This is a genomic window from Nocardia sp. NPDC004151 (genome assembly GCF_042874235.1).
Classification (GTDB): domain Bacteria; phylum Actinomycetota; class Actinomycetes; order Mycobacteriales; family Mycobacteriaceae; genus Nocardia.
This window is the reverse complement of record NZ_JBIAMR010000001.1, coordinates 1-18,920: the sequence shown is the minus strand read 5'-3', so window position 1 is coordinate 18,920 and position 18,920 is coordinate 1. Positions and strand designations below refer to the sequence as shown.

Sequence of the window (18,920 nt, the reverse complement as noted above, 5' to 3'; positions counted from 1 at the left end):
GCCCTCGGGCGCGGTGACCGTCTCCGGAACCTAGGTGCGATCGACGGCGTAGGAGAACGAGTACGCGTCCAGCCGTTCGGTCAATGCGCCGATCAGTTCGTCTGATGCGTTGCCCGCCAGTTCGATCCGCGCGTGCGTGTGGCTGTTGTGCGTCGAGACGGCGATGTCGCCACGTAACCGGGTCGCGTGCAGCTCCAGGGCTACGACCTGGCGCGTGGCGTCATGGACCAGCGGCACCTTGTGCACCTTGCCCACGGCGGTGAGGGGTATCGCGCCGATGAGGTCGATGAACTTCGGTGCGGCGGCCGGTTCCGGAGCGTGCGCGGCGGCCCAGGTCAGCAGTTCGGCGACCGGTGCCGCGGCCCCCGGGCGCAGGACCACATAGGCCGCGGGGACTTCCCCGGCATGCGCGTCGGGTCTCGGAACCACCGCGGCGGCAAGGATATCCGGGTGCCCGAGCAGTGACTCCTCGACCAGTCGAGGGTCGATATTGTGGCCGCCGCGGATGATGACGTCGCGGGCCCGGCCGGTCAGGGTGACGAATCCCGCCGGGTCGACGCGGCCCAGGTCCCCGGTGATCAACCAGTCGTCCACCACGATTCCGGTGGGGTCGGGTGCCGGACCGGTGAGTCCGGCCCGGAGGTATCCGGGAAAGACGCTGGGGCCCCGGATGGCGAGCACACCGTCCTCGCCGGGCGCGCAATCGCCACGGGGCATTCCTTCGTCGTCGACCCGCACGGCTTTGATCCGCTGGTACGGCAGCCGCAGCCCGACCGCGCCCGGTCGATTGCCGGTCGTCGGCGCGAGCACGCTGACGCAGGTGGCCTCGGTGAGGCCGTATCCCTCGAGCATCGGTACTCCGGTAGCGGATTCGAAGTCCGTGCGGACTCGGCCGGGAAGTGGTGCGGCCCCGACGATTCCGCCGCGCAGGCTCGAGATCTCGACGCCATCGGGGACGGCGGGCAAGGCGGCATAGACGGTCGGGACCGCCGAGAAGCCGGTGATGCCATAGCGTTCCACGATCCGCCAGAAGTCGGCCATCGCCGCCCGGTCCCGATAGCCGAGGGGGCCGAGCGAGACGGCCGATCCCCCCGAATAGAACGGCGCGAGCGCGGTGACGTGCACGGCGTTGACATGGAACAACGGCAGCCCCGCCAGCATGACCGACGTTCCGGCGAACATCGCGTGCTGCGCGAGGGCCCAAGCGACATACACCTGATTCGCGTGCGTCTGCGGCGCGACTTTCGGTGTCCCCGTGGTGCCGCCGGTATGGAAGTACGCCGCCAGATCCGCGGGTCCGGGTCGCCGGTCGAAGGTGAGCTCCCGCGGCTGGCCCGCGGCCAGCTCGTCGAAGTCCCCGGCCCATAGCGGCGGCGCGTCGTCGACCGCGCCGCCGACGGAGATCAGCGCCCGCAGATCGGGCAGGGCCGCGGCGACCGCACACGCTCTACGCCACACCGCGGCATCGATTTCCGGTGCGGGAGCGACCAGGACGCGCGCACCGGTGAGCCGGAAGATGTCGACGATGTGTTCGGTGGCGAGCATCGGATTGACGGGGTTGGCGACACCGATCACCTGCGCGCCGAAGAACGCGGAATAGGTGGTCCCGGTATTGGGAAGCATCAGCCCGACGACGCCGCCGGGCTCGAGGCCCAGCGCGGCGTACAGATTCGCGGCCTGGTCGATGCGCCGCAAAAGCTCGCCGTACGACCAGGTTTCGGGCCGGTCCCACCCCTTCCCGCCGGGCAGCAGATGCAGTGAGGTCCGGTCGTGATGGCGGCGAGCCGTCCGTGCGATCAGCTCGTAGGTGCTTCCCGGCAGGTCTCGGTCGCTGAGCGGAATCGACTCGAGGTGCGCGAGTTCACCGGCTACGGAGGCCGCATCGAGCTGGGCGTTCACGCGCACACCACCCGATTCGCGAGCACGCCGATGCCCTCTACCTCCACCTCGACCACATCACCCGCCCGCAGATACCTCCCGGAGAACACGCCGGCCCCGCGCGGAGTGCCGGTGCAGATCACGTCACCGGGTTCGAGGGTCTGATACCGCGACACGTGCGCGATCAACTCCGGTATGGAGTGGATGAAGCCGCTGGTCCGATCGTCCTGACGCAGTTCGCCGTTGACCCGGGTCCGGAGGGCGAGGTCGGGTGTCTCGGTGAATTCGTCGGCGGTCACCAGACAAGGCCCGAGCGGTTTGAAGGTGTCGAAGCTCTTGGCGACGCCGATGGAAGCGCTCGGGTCGCCGGTCATCGCGCGCAGCTGGATATCGCGCGCGGAGGCATCGTTGACGATGGTCAACCCGGCCACGTGACGCCAGGCCTCGTCGACGGACACACCGCGTGCGGGCGTGCCGATGACGAGCGCGACCTCACCCTCGTAGTCGACCTGTTCCGCGGCGACCTCCGGCAGCACGATCGGATCGCCGGGCCCGACGACCGCCGATCCCGCGGTGACTTGCATGTTCGGTTCATTGGGCACTGCGATGTCGGTCTTTCCCAGCGCCGCGAACATTTCCAGGGCTTCGGCCGCATGGCTCGCATAGTTCAATCCGATGATCAGCACCTTGCCCGGACGTGCCACCGGCGGCCGCAGCACCGCTTGGTCGAGGGCCTGTTCCCGCAGCGTCATCGCGGTGCGGGCGGCGTCCAGTCCCGGACCGCGCAACAGCGCGCCGACATCGGCGTAAGGCAAATCGAGCAGCGTGAGCACGCCCGCGCGGTCTTCTCGCGCGAGCCCGTCGTCGGTGGAGTAGAGACGCATGCCGAACCTCCTTGTTCACCGGCACCACACCGGCCTTCTCTTGATTCATAGTTAAGAGCAGGTCTTAGCTCTCAGTCAAGAGCGGGCCTAGAGTTGCCCCATGCCCAAGAATCGCCAGGACATCCCCAAGGCCGAACGTCAGGCCGAGCTCGTCGCGCATGCGCGCGAACTCTTCGCCGCCAATGGCTATCGCGGCACCAGCGTGGCGGCGGTCGGCCGGGCCGCCGGTATCGCGCCCGCCGCGGTGCACTGGTATTTCCCCACCAAGGACGACCTCTTCGCGGCCGTCGTCGATTCGATCTTCAGCGAGACGTGCGCACTCGTCGAGGCGGAATCGGTGGGCGATCCGCGGGACGAATTGGTCGACCTGCTGGTGCGCATGGAGCCCTATCGCGGGCTGCATCGCGTCGCCTACGAGCGCATGGACGAGACCGAGACGCTGCGCGCGGTGTACGGGCGCATGCAGGACTGGCTCGAAGAACGGCTGCTGGCCGCGATCTCGCAGCGCGCCGCCGCCGGGGCGGATCCGGCGTCGATCACCGATCTCGCCCATGTGCTGTTCGAGGGGTTGCTGATCAGCGTCCGCCGGCTGGATCGGCCTACCGGCGAGCTGATCGACCTGCTCATCACCTCGCTGGTGGCCACCGCGGAGGCGAGGCGATAATCACCTCTTGACTTCCATTCATGAGCGGGCCTAGCTTCTCTTGTATCCCATTCAAGAGAGTCTCGGCTCAAAGGAGAGTCCGCTCATGGCATCACCCGCAAAACTCGCCCACGTCGTCCTGCGCACTGGCCGGCTGCCGGAGATGGTCGACTGGTACGTGCAGGTGCTCGAGGGTCGCCTGGTGTTCGGCAACGACATGCTGGCCTTCGTGACCTACGACGACGAGCATCATCGCGTCGCCTTCCTCGCCACCGGCGCGTCCCAGCGGCCCACGGACGCGCACTCGGGACTGCACCACGTCGCCTTCACCTACGACTCGCTGGGCGACCTGCTCGGCACCTACCAGCGTCTGAAGGCCGTTGGCGTGCAACCGTTCTGGACCATCAACCACGGCCCCACCACCTCGATGTACTACGAGGACCCGGAGGGCAACCACATCGAATTGCAGATCGACAACTTCGCCACCGACGCGGAGCTGGCGGACTTCTTCGACTCCGGCGCGTTCGACGCCAATCCCATCGGCGTCGAATTCGATGCCGACGAACTCGTCGCCCGATTCGAAGCGGGCGAGCCCCTGGCCGATCTGGTGCGGCGGCCGTGAGCGCGGACGAACAGACCCCGGTGCTCATCGCCGGCGCGGGCCCGGTCGGCCTCGCCACCGCGTATGTGCTGGGGCGACACGGTATTCCGAGCATCGTCTGTGAGCGTTTCGGGGCGGTCAATCCGCATCCCCGCGCGCACGTCGTCAATACGCGCTCGATGGAACTGCTGCGCGCCTGGGGTGTCGCCGCCGCTGTCACCGGTGACGCGGTGGCCCCGGAGTGGATGCTGAACATCGTCTGGAAGCAGACCCTCGCGGGGGAGCCGCTCGGCCGGATCAATCTGGCCGACGGGGGAGCGGAGCGAATCGTACGCCGCGGCAACGCTTCTCCCGAGATGATCACCTCGTGCGCGCAGGATCGCGTCCAGCAGCGGCTGCTCGACGCGCTGCGAGCGCAGGGCATGGCCACCGTTCACTTCGACACCAGCGTCGTCCGCGTCACCGATACCGGTGATCAGGTCGACGTGCTCGTCGAATCCGGCGGTGCGACAAGAACTATCGCGGCAGGCTATGTGGTCGCGGCGGATGGTGCGGCGGGCACATTGCGCGCCGACCTCGGAATCGGCATGGCGGGAATGCCGGAGCTGGGTCGGCAGGTGAACATCTACTTCCACGCCGACCTGTCGCCGTGGACCGACACCGATCCGGCCCTGCTCATCTGGATGATCAACGCCGAATCGCCTGGTGTGTTCATCGGAATGGACGGCAAGCACCGATGGACGCTGAACCGGCCGTTCGACCCCGCCCTGGAATCGCTGTCGGACTACACCCCGCAGCGCTGTATCGACTTGGTACGCACCGCGGTCGGCAGCGCGGACCTCGCCGTCGACATCCGCTCGATCGGGACCTGGACCATGGCGGCCAGCACGGCCGAAACCTATCGCACCGGCCGGGTGCTGCTCGCCGGTGACAGTGCGCACCAATTCCCGCCGACCGGTGGGCTCGGCATGAACACCGGGCTCGCCGACGCCGACAACCTCGGCTGGAAGCTGGCCGCGGTGCTCGGTGGCTGGGCGCCCGAATCCCTGCTCGACACTTATGAAACCGAGCGCAAGGCGGTCGCGATCAGCAATGCCGAGCGCAGCGTCGCCAATGCCCTGAAGATGTTCGACGCCGGAATCGGACCGCTCACCATCCAGATCGCCGAGCGGCTCGACAGTGCCGAACCCTCGGTCGCCCAGCGTGAGCGCGAGCTGCTGGCCGCGGCGATCCCGCGGCATCGAGAGCACTTCGACGATCTCGATCAGGAATTGGCCTATGTCTACGGAGGGGAGGACACCGACGCCGATCCGATCGCCGTAGCGGTCCCGGGCGCGCGGCTGCCGCATGCGTGGATCGTCCACGAGGGCGCCACGGTATCGACCCTCGATCTGATCGGTCCGTGGTTCACCGTGATCGCCGGTCCCTCCGGATCGGACTGGGCGACAGCGCTTTCCGAAGCCGCCGGGGAGGTCCCGTGCCGGGCCTTCATCGTCGGGCACGATTTCGAACTCGACACCGACCGCTTCGGTCTCGGCTCGGCCGGAGTCATCCTGGTCCGGCCGGATGGGCATATCGCCTGGTCGACCGATCAGGGCTCCAGCGCACCCGCCGCCGATCTCGCCGCCGCACTCCGAACCGCCTGCGGCAGAAAGCCGAACCCATGACGAACCAGATCGCACCGGTCACCCTGTCGGACCGGTACACCCGGCAGCACGGCGCCGTCCACCTCACCGGGATCCAGGCCCTGGCCCGGCTGCCACTGGAGCTGCGGCGCGCGGACCTGCGTGCCGGTCGGCGCACCGCGGCTTTCATCTCCGGCTACGAAGGCTCGCCGCTCGCCGGCTACGACACCGAACTCGCCCGCAACGCCGCACTGCTGGACGAGCACGACATCGTGTTCCGCCCCGGCGTCAACGAAGAACTGGCGGCGACCGCCGTGCAGGGCACGCAATGGGCGGCGACCCAGGACGATAAACGTGTCGATGGCGTCCTCGCGCTCTGGTACGGCAAGTCGCCGGGGCTGGATCGCGCCTCCGACGCCATCCGGCACGCGAACCTGATGGGTACGCACCCCGAAGGCGGGGTGCTGGCGCTGGTCGGCGACGACCCGGCCGCCAAATCCTCCACCGTGCCCGGCGCGTCCGAGGGGCTGCTGGCCGACCTCGGTCTGCCCACCCTGTATCCGGCGGATCCGCAGGAGGCCTTGGACTTCGGGCTGCACGGGGTGGCGATGTCGCGGGCGTGCGGACTGTGGGTGGCGCTGAAGATCGCGACCAATGTGGCGGACGGTTCGGGGACGGTGGACCTGGACCCCGATCGGGTGCGGCCCGTCGTGCCCGACCTGACGGTCGACGGTGTCGCCTACCGGCACGAGGTGACGGCGCACGTCCTGCAACCGACGCTCGGGGTGCTCGAACGCAGCCGCGAGGGCGCGCGAATCGAGATCGCCCGACGCTACGCCGTGGCCAATGACCTCAACCGGATCACCCACGCCGGCGCGGGCGACCGGCTGGGGATCGTCGCGGCGGGCAAGACGTATCTCGATGTGCGGCAGGCCTTGCGGATGCTCGGGCTCGACGACGCCGAGCTGGAGCGCCGCGGCGTCCGGCTGCTGCGGCTCGGGATGATCCATCCGCTGGAACCATCCATCGTCCGGCGATTCGCCGAGGGCCTCGACGAAATTCTGGTGATCGAGGAGAAGCGACCGTTCCTCGAGATCGCGGTCAAGGATCTGCTGTACGGCAGCCCCGGAGCTCCCGCTGTGCACGGCAAGCGGCTGCCCGACGGAGCGGTATTCATGCCCGCGGACGGCGAACTCGACCCGGACGTCATCGCCGGGAAGCTGGCCGCACGGCTGTCCGTGATCGGCGGATTCCCGACCGCGGAGCAGTGGCGTGGTCGCCGCCGCACCGGAATCGGCTCGCGCGCACTGCCGCTCGTCACCAGGACGCCGTACTTCTGCTCGGGTTGCCCGCACAATGTCTCCACGAAGACGCCGGACGGGGCCACCGTCGGCGCGGGCATCGGCTGCCACGGCATGGTGTCGCTGATGAGCCCGGACCAGGTCGGCGACATCACCGGCCTCACCCAGATGGGGGGTGAGGGTACGCAGTGGATCGGCATGGCGCCGTTCCTTTCCCGCACCCATCTGATCCAGAATCTCGGCGATGGGACCTTCCACCATTCGGGCAGCCTGGCGGTGCGTGCGGCGATCGCCGCGGGCAGTCACATCACCTACAAACTGCTGTACAACTCGGCGGTGGCGATGACCGGCGGTCAACAGGCTGTCGGGGTGATGCCGGTCCCGGCGATCTGTACCGCCATGCTGGCCGAAGGAGTCGCACGGATCATCGTGACGACCGATGACGTCAAGCGGTATCGAAAAGTGCGGTTACCCAAGGATGTTCAGGTCTGGCATCGTGACCGTTCGATCGAGGCGCAGGAAACCCTCTCCCGCACAGCGGGTGTCACCCTGTTGATCCACGATCAGGAATGCGCCACCGAGCTGCGCCGCAAACGCAAACGCGGGCTCACGCCCACACCCGTGGACCGCATCGTCATCAATGAACGCGTCTGCGAGGGCTGTGGTGACTGCGGGCAGAAGTCGAATTGTCTCTCGGTGCAACCGATCGACACCGAATTCGGCCGCAAGACCCACATCGACCAATCCTCCTGCAATATCGACCGGTCCTGCCTGGCGGGAGACTGCCCGTCATTCCTTTCCGTCGTCCCCGCCGGGAAGCGTGCCCGGCCCGCCCCCGCGGCCCTCGACCCGAACGACATCCCTGCCCCGCCCGGAACCTTCCCCGGCACTCACACCACGCGCATCACCGGCGTCGGCGGGTCCGGTGTGGTGACGCTGGCCCAGCTGCTCAGCACCGCGGCCACCCTGGCCGGGCATCGGGTCCGCGCACTCGATCAGACCGGGCTCGCGCAGAAGGGCGGCGCCGTCGTCTCCGATCTCAAATTCTCCACCGAGCCGATCGAACAGGGCAGCAAGGCGACTGCCGACGAGTGCGACCTCTACCTTGGCTGCGATCTGCTCGTCGCCGCTGAGCCCCGCTACCTCACGGCCGTCGATCCGGCCCGCACTGTCGCGGTGATCTCCACCAGCGAAGTCCCGACCGGGCAGATGGTGATCGACCCGGCCGTCTCCTTCCCCGCGCACGGTCCGATCCGGGACACCATCCAGGCTGCCGCCGCCGACAGCCGCTTCCTCGATGCGCGTGGCGCCGCGACCACCTTGCTCGGCGCGGATCAATTCGCCAATCTGCTGCTCGCGGGCGCGGCCGTGCAGGCCGGGGCACTGCCGTTGCCGCCGGCCGCCATCGAGGAGGCCATCGCCCTCAATGGCGTGCAAGCCGAGGCGAATACGACGGCATTCCGATACGGCCGTCTGTCCGTCGCCGACCCGGCAGCCTTCGACATCGCCATGGAACGGGCCCGTGGTCCGGTCGAAACCGTTCGTGAATTGTCGAGCGCGGCCGCAGACCTCATTTCGGCCGTGCCCGCCGAGCCGGGATCGGAACTCCACCGCCTACTCGGAATCCGGGTTCCGGATCTGATCGACTATCAGAATCTCTCCTACGCACGGCAATACAGCGGCTTCGTCGCGCAGGTCCTCCGGGTCGAATCCGAACGGATGCCCGGGTCGACCGCACTCACCGAGTCCGTGGCCCGAAACCTGTACAAGCTCATGGCCTACAAGGACGAATACGAGGTGGCCCGGCTCTCCCTCGACCCCGAGGTGCGCCGCGCCGTCGAAGCCGAATTCGGTCCCGGCGCTCGGATCTCCTACCGGCTGCATCCCCCGGCGCTCCGAGCCCTCGGTCTGAAGAACAAGCTCGAACTGGGCCCTTGGTTCCGACCCGTCTACCGTGCGCTGATGGCCCTGCGACGCCTGCGCGGCACCCGCCTCGACCCTTTCGGCCGAGCCGAGATCCGCCGGACCGAACGCGCTCTGATCACCGAATACCGCGCCACCATCACGGAACTTCTCGAGTCCCTGAATCCCGGCACCCACCCGATCGCCGTCGACATCGCAGGCCTCCCCGACATGATCCGCGGCTACGAGGCGATCAAGGCCGCCAACGTCGACGCCTACCGCGCCGCCGTCGCCGACCGCCTACCGGCAGTGGTCACCGGTCGCTGACTCCCCGCGGCCGGTTTCCCGCCCGACCTCCGGCATCGGGGGGTGGGCGGGTCGCCGGTCGGATAATGTGCGGTTGAGATGAAAAGGTAGTGCTTCACTGTGGATTCGGGGTATCGATAGTGTCTGTTGGGTCGCTGGGTACTGGCAGGCGTTGGTTGTGCGCGGCCATCGCGGCGCTCGCGGTCACGACGCCGACGGCTGGCAGTGCGGTAGCGGATCCGATCCGGTCGGGTAAAGAGCTTGTGGTCCTGGGTGATTCGTTCTCCGCGAACGAATGGAACCATTTCGACAATTCGAACACCTGCAATCGTCACGGCCTCACGGCCTGGCCGGTGCAGCTGGCCAAGCTGATGGGCGTGCACGGGACCGAGCAGGTGTCCGACGCTTCATGTCCGGGTGCGTCGATCGACAGCGGGCCCGGATGGACCCTGAGTCAGGAAGCGGCGCGGGCGGACAACGAGGGTGCTTTCGGTCCGAACACCAAACTGGTGACACTGCAGTTCGGGATGAACGACAAATGGGGAGCATCGAAGCGGACGCTATGGGATTCCTTGCATACCTGCGTATTCAACCTCGAACAGGGCTGTGATCCGGAGTCCGTAACCGAGGGCCGGATGACGGACTACACCGGCGTCTCGGGCGCGCTGATGGCCCAGCGCATGAGCAACACCGTCGCCTACATCAAGTACTACGCCCCGGACGCCCGCATCGTATTGGTCGGCTACCCCGAACTTTTCACCCCGGGCAGCAGCACCATCTGCCTCTCCATCCTGGGCGTCACGCCGTTCATCAATCCGCGAGGCCGCGCGTTGGTCGAGTACCTCGACCGCCTCGACCTGGCGCAACGAGAAGCAGCCCAACTCCTGGACATCGATTTCCTGGACACCCGAGCCCTCTCCACCGGCCACGACCTCTGCTCGTCCCAGCCCTGGCTGAACGGAATCCTCGATCCCCGCACCGGAATCGACGGCCTCCCCTTCCATCCGTCGACCCAGGGCGACACCGTCCTCGCGAACGCGATCCACACCCGCTACAGCCACTGAGCGGTCAATACCGAAGGGGTAGTGGGGAATCGATCCCTCGGTTACTTCAGCCGGTCGCGCCGTCGGGACGGGCGACCGGCATGATCGTGACGAGGTCGTCCAGACCCTCGAAGTCCTTCGGATTGGTCGTGTAGAGCGGTAGTCCGTTGCGTGCGGCGGTTGCGGCGATCATCAGGTCGGCGGTGCGCCGTCGCGGCTGCCGGCCGATCGCGTACACCGAAGCGCAGATCAGGCCGAAGATGCGTGCGGCCTCGCTGTCGTACGGGAGGGCGTCGCCGAACGTGGCCTCGGTGTGCTGCAGCACGGCGATCCGGCGTGCCCGCTTGATCGGATCGTCGGTCGCGTACGGCCCTCGTGACAGTTCGCCCAATGTGACTGCGGTGATGGCGGATTCGATCGGGAGCTCGGCCGGATCGAACAACGACAGTGCGGCGATGATGCTGGTGTCGAGCACGCCTCGGGCGTGGCGGTTCACAGGCCGGTCCCCTCGAGTGGGTCGTCGGACAGTTCATCGGTGACGGCGGTATCCAAGTCACGCCGCAACTCGTCGTAGTCGAGGGCGGGAGCGGCGGCGAACATCGCCTGAGCCTGGCTGGTGTGGACGAACCGATGTCGCCTGATCGGCGTCACCTCGGCCAGTGGCTCGCCATTGATGGTGAGCACGTACTGCCTGCCCTCGCGCAAGCCGCGAGTCACAGCGCCGGAGTCATTGACGAACTGGCGCACGCTGACCTCGGTCGGCTGCTTGTACTCGGGAGCAGACACCCCCACAGCGTACCACGCCGTGGTACGGCAGCCGGGCCTGATCTCGCCCTCGCCTGTGAAGATCACTGCTATCGAGAAAGTGAACCTTGCTGAGTTCCGCCTGCGTATCCATCGTCGGATTGTTCCTGGAAGATCGGTGCTGCGACGTCGAACAATGCTGCCCGGGGCCGGTCGAGGTACAGCTCCCACGGCTCAGGCACCTGGTGGTAAGCCGCGCTATACAGCGCTTGGACGAAGGGCAGGGCCGCATCGCGAATGTCCCGCGGACAGAACACCGCGACTTCCTGCCATCTGAGCCACATCTCCGAGGTCGCAGCCGGAACATCGATGCCGTCCAAGGTCTCCCCATCGCGACGACGTTCAGCCAGTCGCTCGACCGCTTTCGTGGCCGCGAGCATGTCGCGGAAGACCGCGATGCTCAATGCGTTGACCCGCCCTACGGCGATGTGACGCAGCTTCTCTCGCTCGAGAACCATCATTCGGCGCTGAATCAGGATGGTTGTCACTGCGCCGAGGCCTGCGCCGATCAGCGCGAACGCTCCTGATGCCAAGGCGGTCCACATGGGAAGATGTTAAGTACTTGGACTCGGGGGCGTGGCTGGAACGGAAGCTGTTCAACCTACTGAAAACCGAATATTGCACTGTGGCACAAGCTATCTCGGTCGAGCGGCGCAGCTACAGCGATAAGCCGGAAGCGCGCCGAATATTGTTCTGAGAGTCGGATATTCGTGCCTGCGGGTTCAGTCAGGAGGGCACGACGCCTACGCGCTGTGCCAGCTTGCCCAGTTGCCCTGTGGCGAGATCCCGCCGTGCTTCCCGCAGCATCGCGCCGACCAGTTCGCGCACCGGGGCCAGCCCGCGAACATGTTGGGGCGCGGCGTGTTCAGCCCTCAAGAGGGCGTGAAGTGTCGCGCGGTGGTCGCACTTCATCGCGTACGCGCGGCCGACCTCCACGAAGTAGAGGGCGTGGCGTGAACCCTTGGGCAGGTCCGCCGGGTTCAGGGTCTCTGCGATACGCAGCGCCTGGACGGGTTCGCGCCGTTCGACGGCCGAACTCAGCTGCCACAGAGCAACATTGGCCGGGCCGAAGGTTCGATTGCGTGCGGTGCTGTGGCCGGTCGGTGCGTTGCTGAGCCTGCCCGCCATCTCGGCCGCTTCATCCAGATGGGGTTGCGGGTCGCCCCCGGCCAGGGTCTCGACGAACCCGGCCTGGAGGCGTGCCATCCCCACCGTCTCCAGCTCGCCGCGCGTGCTCGCATCGGGTGTCAGCTGATCGGCTACACCGGTCGCGACCGTCAGCGCGGCCGACAGAGCACCGGGGCGGGCTGCGAGAACTTGGGACTTCAGGAACTGGGCGGCGGCGATCGGGGCCAGCGAATCGGCATGCGCCGCAGCCCGTTCGGATTCCTGCACCGCGGTCCATGCCAGGGCATCGTGACCGCGCTGGCGGAGCGCGGAGGAAACGCCGTAGGCGGCGGTAGCCAGCAGGTCCCACGCCGCAGTGCCGCCGGTCTCGGTGAGGTGATAGGCGTCGTTGAGGAGATCAGGCAGCAGCGGGCCGAGTGCGGCGTAATCCCCGCCCTGTCGCAGCCGTGATGCGTGCTCGACGGCGGCGCTTAGTTCGTCCAGGGTGCGCGGCGGACGGGTTTCGGTCACGTCGCCCCGGGTCCACAACGCCGTTTCGATCGCGGGCACCGCACGGTGGAATGCGCTGGTGGACGGGTCAATTCGGTCGTCACTGCCGGTCAGGTCGCCGAGCGTGCAGCCGAGCGCTTCGGCAAGAGCCAGCAGGGTGCGGCGTGAGTCCACAGGCCGTAGCCCGGTCTCGTACTTCGCGATCACCGATCGGCCGATCCCGGAGCGGTCGGCCAGTACCTGTTGCGAGATCCCGCGCCGCGCCCTGATCTCGCGGACCCGCTGCCCGATATAGGTGTCTTGTTCGTCGATCATGCGCCGCTCCCTCCGATGCGCCCTGACAAGGCACAGGTTACGTGCCCTGTGTTCCCGGTGGGAACAAAGTTCGGTGCCCGCGCTGCGAAGGTCAGGAAGCGGGTATCCGCCGCCGGTCCACCTGGCACTCGGAACCCGACCACGAACACATCGGCGACCAAGGGGGTAGCGATGGCAACCGGGTCCATAGCGGAGGCGGCGGTGCTGGGCGTGCTCGCGCCCGGCGGAATGCTGACCGCCGCTCAGATCAGCGAACAGGCCCAGATAACAGGGGCGTCCACCCGCCGGGCAATCGGGCAACTGGAGTCGCGTGGCCTGGTGATGGCCGCCTCGCACGCCTCCCGCTGGTCGATCACTCCCCGAGGTCGCGCGGCTTGGGTCACGAAGTTCAGGCGGTACGCGCAATGACCCGCCGAAGTCCCCGGCCCACAGGGCGATCCAGGCTCGGCTACCTCCAGCACGCCGATGGCTCCTGGTCGGTGGTCGGCGCGGACGGGTGGCCGATCTCGATGGACGAATACCGCTTGCGGCTGTGCGAGCTCGAGGCCGACGTGTCCGACCTGGAGGCGCTCGGCCTGGTCGCGATCGAGGCGTCGCCCGTGAGCATCGATGAAATCAACGGGAATGCAATGGATTCCGCGCGAAGGGAGCTGGAGGGATGATCACCTACCTGGCCGACTACGAGACGTCGCTGGTCTGGGAGTGGGTGCTGGCCATGGTTGTTCCCAGCATCGCCCTGATACGGCTCGCGCTCTGGTCCGATCGGATGCCGCCCCAGAACAGCGTGGGTGCGATCAGAGCCAGGATCGAGCGGGAGCGCCGGGCCGCCGCTGCCGACCCGATACGGCGGCGGCCGGTGACGGACACGCGGGCCGCCCGAAGGCCGGTGCACAGGCGCAGCGCAGCCTGATCGCCTGTCGTGCACGGGGCTGTTCGAAAGCCGTCGTCGAGTGCGGGGAAAGTCAACGAGCCGAGGTCATCTCGATCACAAGGAATCGGCCTGCTTGCGTCGTTGCCGGAGCGCGCGCATCGACACCTGCGATCCACATCCGGGACTGCAATAGCGCGCTGCCCGGTTGCGGGTGCGATCGATGAAACCGAAGTGACACGGCGGATTGCAGCATGCCTTGATTCGCATCCAGTCCCCGCGCTGCGCCGTCTCGGTCACCGCCGCAAGAACGCTCCCCAGGACACCGGGGACGCCGGTCGATCCGGCGAGAAGTTGTGCCGCCTGCGCGGTGACGACCGTCGTCAGCGGATAACGGACACCAGCCTGCCGTAGGTACCGTTCCGCCTCGGCGACCTGGGCGTCACCGACATCAGGATCGCCCGCGTGGGTCAGCAGCGTTGTGACCAACGCGTCGCGAAGCTCGCGGGCGGCGACCGCGTCGGAGTCGGTCACCACAGTGGCTGCGTCGAGCAGACCTCGCTGGATCGCCCAATCCGCGAATCCCGCAGCCGTGCCGAAGATCTCGGCACGCCCCGCGCCGTCGGCCCTGGTGTTGACGAACCCCAGCACCAGGGCGGCCGCATCATCGCTCCACTGCGGTATCTCCACTCCTTCACGATACCAACGGCACATTCGAGTTAGCCCATTCGGTCGCAACTCCCTCAGGGAAACCCCTTGAAATGTTGCGTTCTAAACCGTTACGGTCGCAACATGACGAATGAAGGACACACCCCGCGAGTCTGGTTCATCACCGGCGCCTCCTCGGGCATCGGACGCGAGCTCACGATGCAGGCGCTGGCATCTGGTGAAGCCGTTATCGCGGTAGCTCGACACACCGAAACCCTTACCGGCCTGGCGCAACCCGACCAGCTGCTCACGATCGAGGCGGACGTGCGCGACGAGAGAGCCGTCGCGAAGGCGGTCGAGCAGAGCGTGGCTCGCTTCGGCCGCATCGACGTCGTCGCCAACTTCGCCGGCTACGGGCTCTTCGGGGCCGTCGAGGAAGCCTCCGACACGCAAGCACGGGCGATCTTCGACACCAATGTCTTCGGAGTGCTCAACGTCCTGCGCGCGACGCTGCCGGTGCTGCGGAGCCGGCGATCCGGGCACATTCTGCAAGGCTCGTCCTACTACGGCCAGACCGCCGACCCCGGCGTCGGGCTGCTCGCCGCGACCAAGTACGCCGTCGAGGGTCTCTCCGACGCGCTCGCCGCCGAGTTGGCTCCACTCGATATCCACGTCACGCTCGTCCAGCCCGGCCTGACCGCGACACCTTTCCTGTCGAACCTCGCCGCGGCTACAGCGACCCACGCCGACTACGACCAGACGGTACGCACCCTGCAACAGGCGATCCGGGCACTGCCCGCCACGGCATTCTCCGCTGTCGATCGTGTAGCCGCAGGCATCCGAACCGCCGTTGCCAGCGACAATCCGCCCCGCCGTCTCGCCCTCGGCATCGCGGGCTCCGACAGCATGCGCACCGCGCTCACCGCACGCCTCGACGACCTCGACGAATGGGCCACGATCACCAACCTGGTCGATGCCCACACGGGATAGGCAAGTTCATAACGAGAGCGCGGGATTGCACGCCGGAACATCCCGGCGGCACCAATGCCCGCGCGATCGCCCGATAGACCACCCCGTGCTTGCGCTGAATCACCTGTCGGACAACACCACCCGTGCGTCACTACGAACTCGAACTCGCTTGCGAGAGAAGCGTGCCGTCTTCACTGAGCTCAACATGGCTGCGCGACTGCTGCGTTCCCTATTCGCCCCTGCGACACCCGCTTCAGGAGAGTGAGATTAGACCGTTTTGCCCGGTACGTGCCGTGTTGCATCGTTGGCTGGCATGGCGTGACCGGGCGTTCTGTCGTTGGGATCGTTGGTGAGATCCAGACGCGTGTGGCCCTGCTGCGTACGAACTGCGTACCCGAAGTGCCCAGTAATGCCGATTCCAGGAGGCCGTGCCGAGCCGCTGTGACAGTGAAATTTACGATCTCGAGATGGCCCTCGATGCTTGTTACCACGCAATTCCATACGAACCGCTGCTGGAGCGCGCGATGCAGGATCGCGATGCCGCCGAGGGTGCTGTCCAGTTCTTCGACACCTTGGCCACCGACGATATTTCGAACTACTGGGATGAGCCGATCTGCCTCGAGTTGGCGCCGGTCGCTCGTCGGATCGTGACCGAGCGGCCCGGCATTCTGGACCGGAGACTCTCCACGCGGGGATGGGACGCGGTGTATTGGTTGCTCGCGCCCAACCGCCGGAACCAGCAAGAGCAAGATCCGACCGGATTGGCTGAGATCGCAGTGTTCGGAGCCGAGCCATTCGCTTCGGGCGCGACTGCAACACAAGGGTTTCCGCTCCGGTTTGTCCGGCCGCCTACTGCGCGGATCGTGGCCGAATACATCGAGAGCAGCCTAGACAGCGCTGCACGGCTCTTCGACGCTGAAGCCATGAAGGCCTCCAGTGTCTACAAAGGTCCGTGGGATCGCGATCACCTGCTCGATCTGCTGGCCAAGTATGCACAGTTGTATCGACTTGCAGCCGACCTGGACGAATGCGTGCTGGTAGTGCTCGACTGAACCAGCGCGGCTCAGGCATCTGCTCATGCCGCGACCCGGGCGTGCCATAACCGGAGCCCGAACCGAGAGGCGTCTACTCCAATCGCGAACTCCGGGCGGTGGAAACACTATCGGCCACATGTTGTGGTGAGGGGGATGCTGGTTCGGTGAGCGACTCCCTGCCGAACCTGTCATAAACGTTCTGTCCGCTTGATCATCCGATACTGCCGCGACTCGAGCCTTCGGCACCAGCGGCAAGCGCGGCCGGCGAGTGCACATACCTGCAGAGTCCAGGATGATTTGCAGGCCTGGCCGTATGGCGTCAGTCGGCCTTCAAAACCCGCAGGTAGCGGCGTCGGTAAACGCGCTGCGCGAGAAGCAGGATGGGAAATCCCCATCTCCACGGTCCGGTAGGCGCGGCGCGTGTCAGCGATCGCAGGGTGAGGTAGACCGTGCCATCGCGGTCGCGGTGGACGATGAACGCCTCCTCGCCGGAAACCGGATGTCCGTGCAGGTGCCGTAGGCGAATCCGCGCCGGTCGGGTAGGTCGACCACTTCCACCACCCGTACGGGTTCATGCACCAGCACAGGTCCAAAACCGGCCGAGATCCGATAGTCGGCGCCCTCGACAGCACCGGTGTCGGGGCTGACCCGAAAGCCGCTGCGCCGCTTGACGCCCCAGCGTATGACCTCTGCCGACACCCGGTCCCAGAAATCAGTTCCGTGCCCGATCTCCACCGTGCGGGCGTAAGACCGGAAGCCCGATGGCGCTTGTTTCCATCGGGAATCCGCGGGCCGGGTGGCTCCGACCTCGCTGTAGGTGAGAACCGTGGTCACCGCGGCACCGCCGATGGTTCAAAGTGCTCGCCCATACGAGGATCCTTCCACTCGAGCCTGTGAACGCACTGATCTGCCGCTCACGGGTCGGTCCGGAGCGGCCGGCACGGTCCAGCTGAAGATCAAACGCCCCGAGATCATCTCGGGGCGTTCGTGCTTCCGGAACGTCCGCTACTGCCGATTTCCGGAAAGGTTCAGGCGGAGTGCACAACCAGCGCCGTCCCAATCACCGCGCTATTCGTTGGTTTCGGACCACTCTGGAGCGCACGATGCGTCCATGGGCGTCGATATCTTCCCAGCCATCGCGCAATGGGACCGACTGGCTGAAACGCTGAACAGTGATGGGATGGACGGGATCTGGGAGCTGTTCTGGGCCATCCCGTCAGGTGAGGAACTGGGTGAGAAGTACGACCACAGTGTTCGATTCCTGTGGCCGCCGTCGGATACTGCACCGTGGTACGGCGAATGCACCTTCCGCGGACTGGCATCCACCGGTTCGTGGGACCTTCACTGGGCACTCTCCGAGGTCTGGGACGAGATGAACGGACACTCCGATCTGCCCACTGACCTGGCCGCACAGGTCGACCGGTTCATCGGCCGACTGGTCAGGCACAGACACGGCGACCCAGTCGAGCAGAAGATCTCGCCGGGACTGCCTATGGAGAGGATCGACGTTCGTCATTTGCGCACGGCGTGTTCACCGTCCGAGGTTGCCGAGTTGGCTCGGGTATGGGGCCGATGTGCTGATCGGCTCGAGGAACTCCGACCTGCATTGACAGCGGAGGTCGTCGCACGCTGGCCGTGGATCGCCGACTTCGACCAGCTAGCCACGTTGCTCCAGGATTGGGGGGAGATCGTCGCGGAGGCTGACCGCAGAGGATGGGGGTTGTTCTACCTCAACTAGTAACCGGCCAGCCAGGCCGTTCGGAGCCAGTTCTAGGCCTGCGGCGACACGCGCTGTAATGCCGCATACCGCGCTGACCGAAGAGGCCAGCGCGGGGGGCCCAGGATCAACGGGCCGAGCTGATGTGACGCCGGCCGAACGTCCGCAACTGCCGAGTTGCGTGCGGTTGAGACAGGGGCCGCCAGTACAGATTCCATGAGAATCATGCTGGAGAATCGGGCAAGTGAGTAGATTCGCTGAGGTCATCGTTCTTGCCCGAGATGCCGAGCAAGTCATACACCACTTGACCGTTCGCGACGACGAGCGTGAATGGCATCAATGCTTCACCCCTGTCGGCGATGCGATGTTTGAGGGCACCAACCGTCCAACAGACGAGTGCTACGCCTGGGTGATCCAGTTTCGCCGCCACAACTGGGCTGGCCTCTTGGCGCACTTGGAGTCTCTTCACTGGCCTGATCCGCACTCGGTTCAAGTCCTCGTCCACGACGAAGAAGACAGTTGCTTCGGCCTGTGGATGATCTACGACGGCAAGCTCACCGAGGTTCCGCTGCCCCGGACACGGCGCATGGAATTCCGTTCCTCGGTCACCGGTGTCCTCCTGCGGACGGACAACGAGGACTAACAGCGCACCACGTAGGGGAATGTCCTGTCATGGCTCCCCTCTATGTCAAGACGTCGGTGAGGAGGTGGGGTTAGCCTTGAGGGCGGGTCCGGGATGTGGCTTGTCCGAAGGATCGGTGTGCG

General features: G+C 66.5%; 19 protein-coding genes and 1 pseudogene. 12 read left to right on the top strand and 8 right to left on the bottom strand.

What is annotated here, in order from left to right; all coding sequences use genetic code 11:
- Nucleotides 1-30: 30 nt before the first annotated feature.
- Complete coding sequence (locus tag ACFYTS_RS00100; protein ID WP_387300268.1) at nt 31-1,899, bottom strand: acyl-CoA synthetase; 1,869 nt, start codon at nt 1,897-1,899, stop codon at nt 31-33.
- Nucleotides 1,896-2,762: a fumarylacetoacetate hydrolase family protein gene (locus ACFYTS_RS00095; RefSeq protein ID WP_387300266.1), complete on the bottom strand. Its 867-nt coding sequence runs from the start codon at nt 2,760-2,762 to the stop codon at nt 1,896-1,898. The genes ACFYTS_RS00100 and ACFYTS_RS00095 overlap by 4 nt, the downstream gene beginning before the upstream one ends.
- A 100-nt stretch (nt 2,763-2,862) precedes the next feature.
- On the opposite strand from ACFYTS_RS00095, the gene ACFYTS_RS00090 reads away from it, so the two are divergent.
- The 5 genes from ACFYTS_RS00090 to ACFYTS_RS00070 all read left to right on the top strand — a co-directional run bounded on the left by ACFYTS_RS00090 (nt 2,863) and on the right by ACFYTS_RS00070 (nt 10,204).
- Nucleotides 2,863-3,426 (top strand): TetR/AcrR family transcriptional regulator, encoded by a 564-nt coding sequence (locus tag ACFYTS_RS00090; protein ID WP_387300264.1) that lies wholly within the window; start codon nt 2,863-2,865, stop codon nt 3,424-3,426.
- A gap of 85 nt (nt 3,427-3,511) precedes the next feature.
- Nucleotides 3,512-4,027 (top strand): VOC family protein, encoded by a 516-nt coding sequence (locus ACFYTS_RS00085; protein WP_387300263.1) that lies wholly within the window; start codon nt 3,512-3,514, stop codon nt 4,025-4,027.
- Nucleotides 4,024-5,673, top strand: a complete 1,650-nt coding sequence (locus ACFYTS_RS00080) for an FAD-dependent monooxygenase (protein ID WP_387300261.1) — start codon at nt 4,024-4,026, stop codon at nt 5,671-5,673. Before ACFYTS_RS00085 ends, ACFYTS_RS00080 begins: the two co-directional genes overlap by 4 nt.
- Nucleotides 5,670-9,161 carry an indolepyruvate ferredoxin oxidoreductase family protein gene (locus ACFYTS_RS00075; protein ID WP_387300259.1) on the top strand — a complete coding sequence of 1,164 codons (3,492 nt, stop codon included), beginning with the start codon at nt 5,670-5,672 and terminating at the stop codon, nt 9,159-9,161. The genes ACFYTS_RS00080 and ACFYTS_RS00075 overlap by 4 nt, the downstream gene beginning before the upstream one ends.
- A gap of 242 nt (nt 9,162-9,403) precedes the next feature.
- Nucleotides 9,404-10,204, top strand: coding sequence for an SGNH/GDSL hydrolase family protein (locus ACFYTS_RS00070; protein ID WP_387300257.1), 801 nt, complete (start codon nt 9,404-9,406; stop codon nt 10,202-10,204).
- A 46-nt stretch (nt 10,205-10,250) separates the two neighbouring features.
- Here ACFYTS_RS00070 and ACFYTS_RS00065 read toward each other — a convergent pair whose 3' ends face one another.
- The 4 genes from ACFYTS_RS00065 to ACFYTS_RS00050 form a co-directional block, all read right to left on the bottom strand.
- A complete protein-coding gene (locus ACFYTS_RS00065) occupies nt 10,251-10,679 on the bottom strand; it encodes a type II toxin-antitoxin system VapC family toxin (protein WP_357282413.1) in 429 nt (142 codons plus the stop codon).
- Entirely contained in the window at nt 10,676-10,969 is a 294-nt protein-coding gene (locus ACFYTS_RS00060) for a hypothetical protein (RefSeq protein ID WP_357282411.1), read from the bottom strand. Before ACFYTS_RS00060 ends, ACFYTS_RS00065 begins: the two co-directional genes overlap by 4 nt.
- 68 nt (nt 10,970-11,037) lie before the next feature.
- On the bottom strand, nt 11,038-11,532 hold the full coding sequence (locus ACFYTS_RS00055) for a hypothetical protein (protein ID WP_387300254.1): 495 nt from the start codon (nt 11,530-11,532) through the stop codon (nt 11,038-11,040).
- A gap of 181 nt (nt 11,533-11,713) precedes the next feature.
- On the bottom strand, nt 11,714-12,919 hold the full coding sequence (locus tag ACFYTS_RS00050) for a helix-turn-helix domain-containing protein (RefSeq protein ID WP_387300252.1): 1,206 nt from the start codon (nt 12,917-12,919) through the stop codon (nt 11,714-11,716).
- Between the two features lie 171 nt (nt 12,920-13,090).
- On the opposite strand from ACFYTS_RS00050, the gene ACFYTS_RS00045 reads away from it, so the two are divergent.
- From ACFYTS_RS00045 to ACFYTS_RS00035, 3 genes are all read left to right on the top strand, one after another.
- On the top strand, nt 13,091-13,327 hold the full coding sequence (locus ACFYTS_RS00045; protein WP_357282405.1) for a helix-turn-helix domain-containing protein: 237 nt from the start codon (nt 13,091-13,093) through the stop codon (nt 13,325-13,327).
- 71 nt (nt 13,328-13,398) lie between these two features.
- A complete protein-coding gene (locus tag ACFYTS_RS00040; protein WP_387300249.1) occupies nt 13,399-13,581 on the top strand; it encodes a hypothetical protein in 183 nt (60 codons plus the stop codon).
- The gene (locus ACFYTS_RS00035) at nt 13,578-13,829 is read left to right on the top strand and encodes a hypothetical protein (protein ID WP_387300247.1); all 252 of its coding nucleotides are present in this window, start codon (nt 13,578-13,580) and stop codon (nt 13,827-13,829) included. Before ACFYTS_RS00040 ends, ACFYTS_RS00035 begins: the two co-directional genes overlap by 4 nt.
- Before the next feature lie 75 nt (nt 13,830-13,904).
- Here the strand turns inward: ACFYTS_RS00035 and ACFYTS_RS00030 are convergent, their stop codons facing one another.
- Complete coding sequence (locus ACFYTS_RS00030) at nt 13,905-14,477, bottom strand: CGNR zinc finger domain-containing protein (RefSeq protein ID WP_357282400.1); 573 nt, start codon at nt 14,475-14,477, stop codon at nt 13,905-13,907.
- A gap of 102 nt (nt 14,478-14,579) precedes the next feature.
- Between ACFYTS_RS00030 and ACFYTS_RS00025 the strand changes: the two genes are divergently transcribed.
- Both ACFYTS_RS00025 and ACFYTS_RS00020 read left to right on the top strand, forming a co-directional pair.
- Nucleotides 14,580-15,425, top strand: a complete 846-nt coding sequence (locus ACFYTS_RS00025) for an SDR family NAD(P)-dependent oxidoreductase (protein WP_387300245.1) — start codon at nt 14,580-14,582, stop codon at nt 15,423-15,425.
- 446 nt (nt 15,426-15,871) lie between these two features.
- Nucleotides 15,872-16,456, top strand: coding sequence for a DUF1877 family protein (locus ACFYTS_RS00020; protein ID WP_387300243.1), 585 nt, complete (start codon nt 15,872-15,874; stop codon nt 16,454-16,456).
- A 301-nt stretch (nt 16,457-16,757) separates the two neighbouring features.
- Here ACFYTS_RS00020 and ACFYTS_RS00015 read toward each other — a convergent pair.
- Nucleotides 16,758-17,272, bottom strand: a pseudogene (locus ACFYTS_RS00015) (DUF1990 family protein).
- Nucleotides 17,273-17,549: 277 nt separating this feature from the next.
- Between ACFYTS_RS00015 and ACFYTS_RS00010 the strand changes: the two are divergent.
- Together ACFYTS_RS00010 and ACFYTS_RS00005 are read left to right on the top strand one after the other, a co-directional pair.
- Nucleotides 17,550-18,176, top strand: a complete 627-nt coding sequence (locus tag ACFYTS_RS00010) for a hypothetical protein (RefSeq protein WP_387300241.1) — start codon at nt 17,550-17,552, stop codon at nt 18,174-18,176.
- A gap of 223 nt (nt 18,177-18,399) precedes the next feature.
- Entirely contained in the window at nt 18,400-18,798 is a 399-nt protein-coding gene (locus tag ACFYTS_RS00005; protein WP_387300239.1) for a hypothetical protein, read from the top strand.
- The last annotated feature ends 122 nt before the right edge of the window (nt 18,799-18,920 follow it).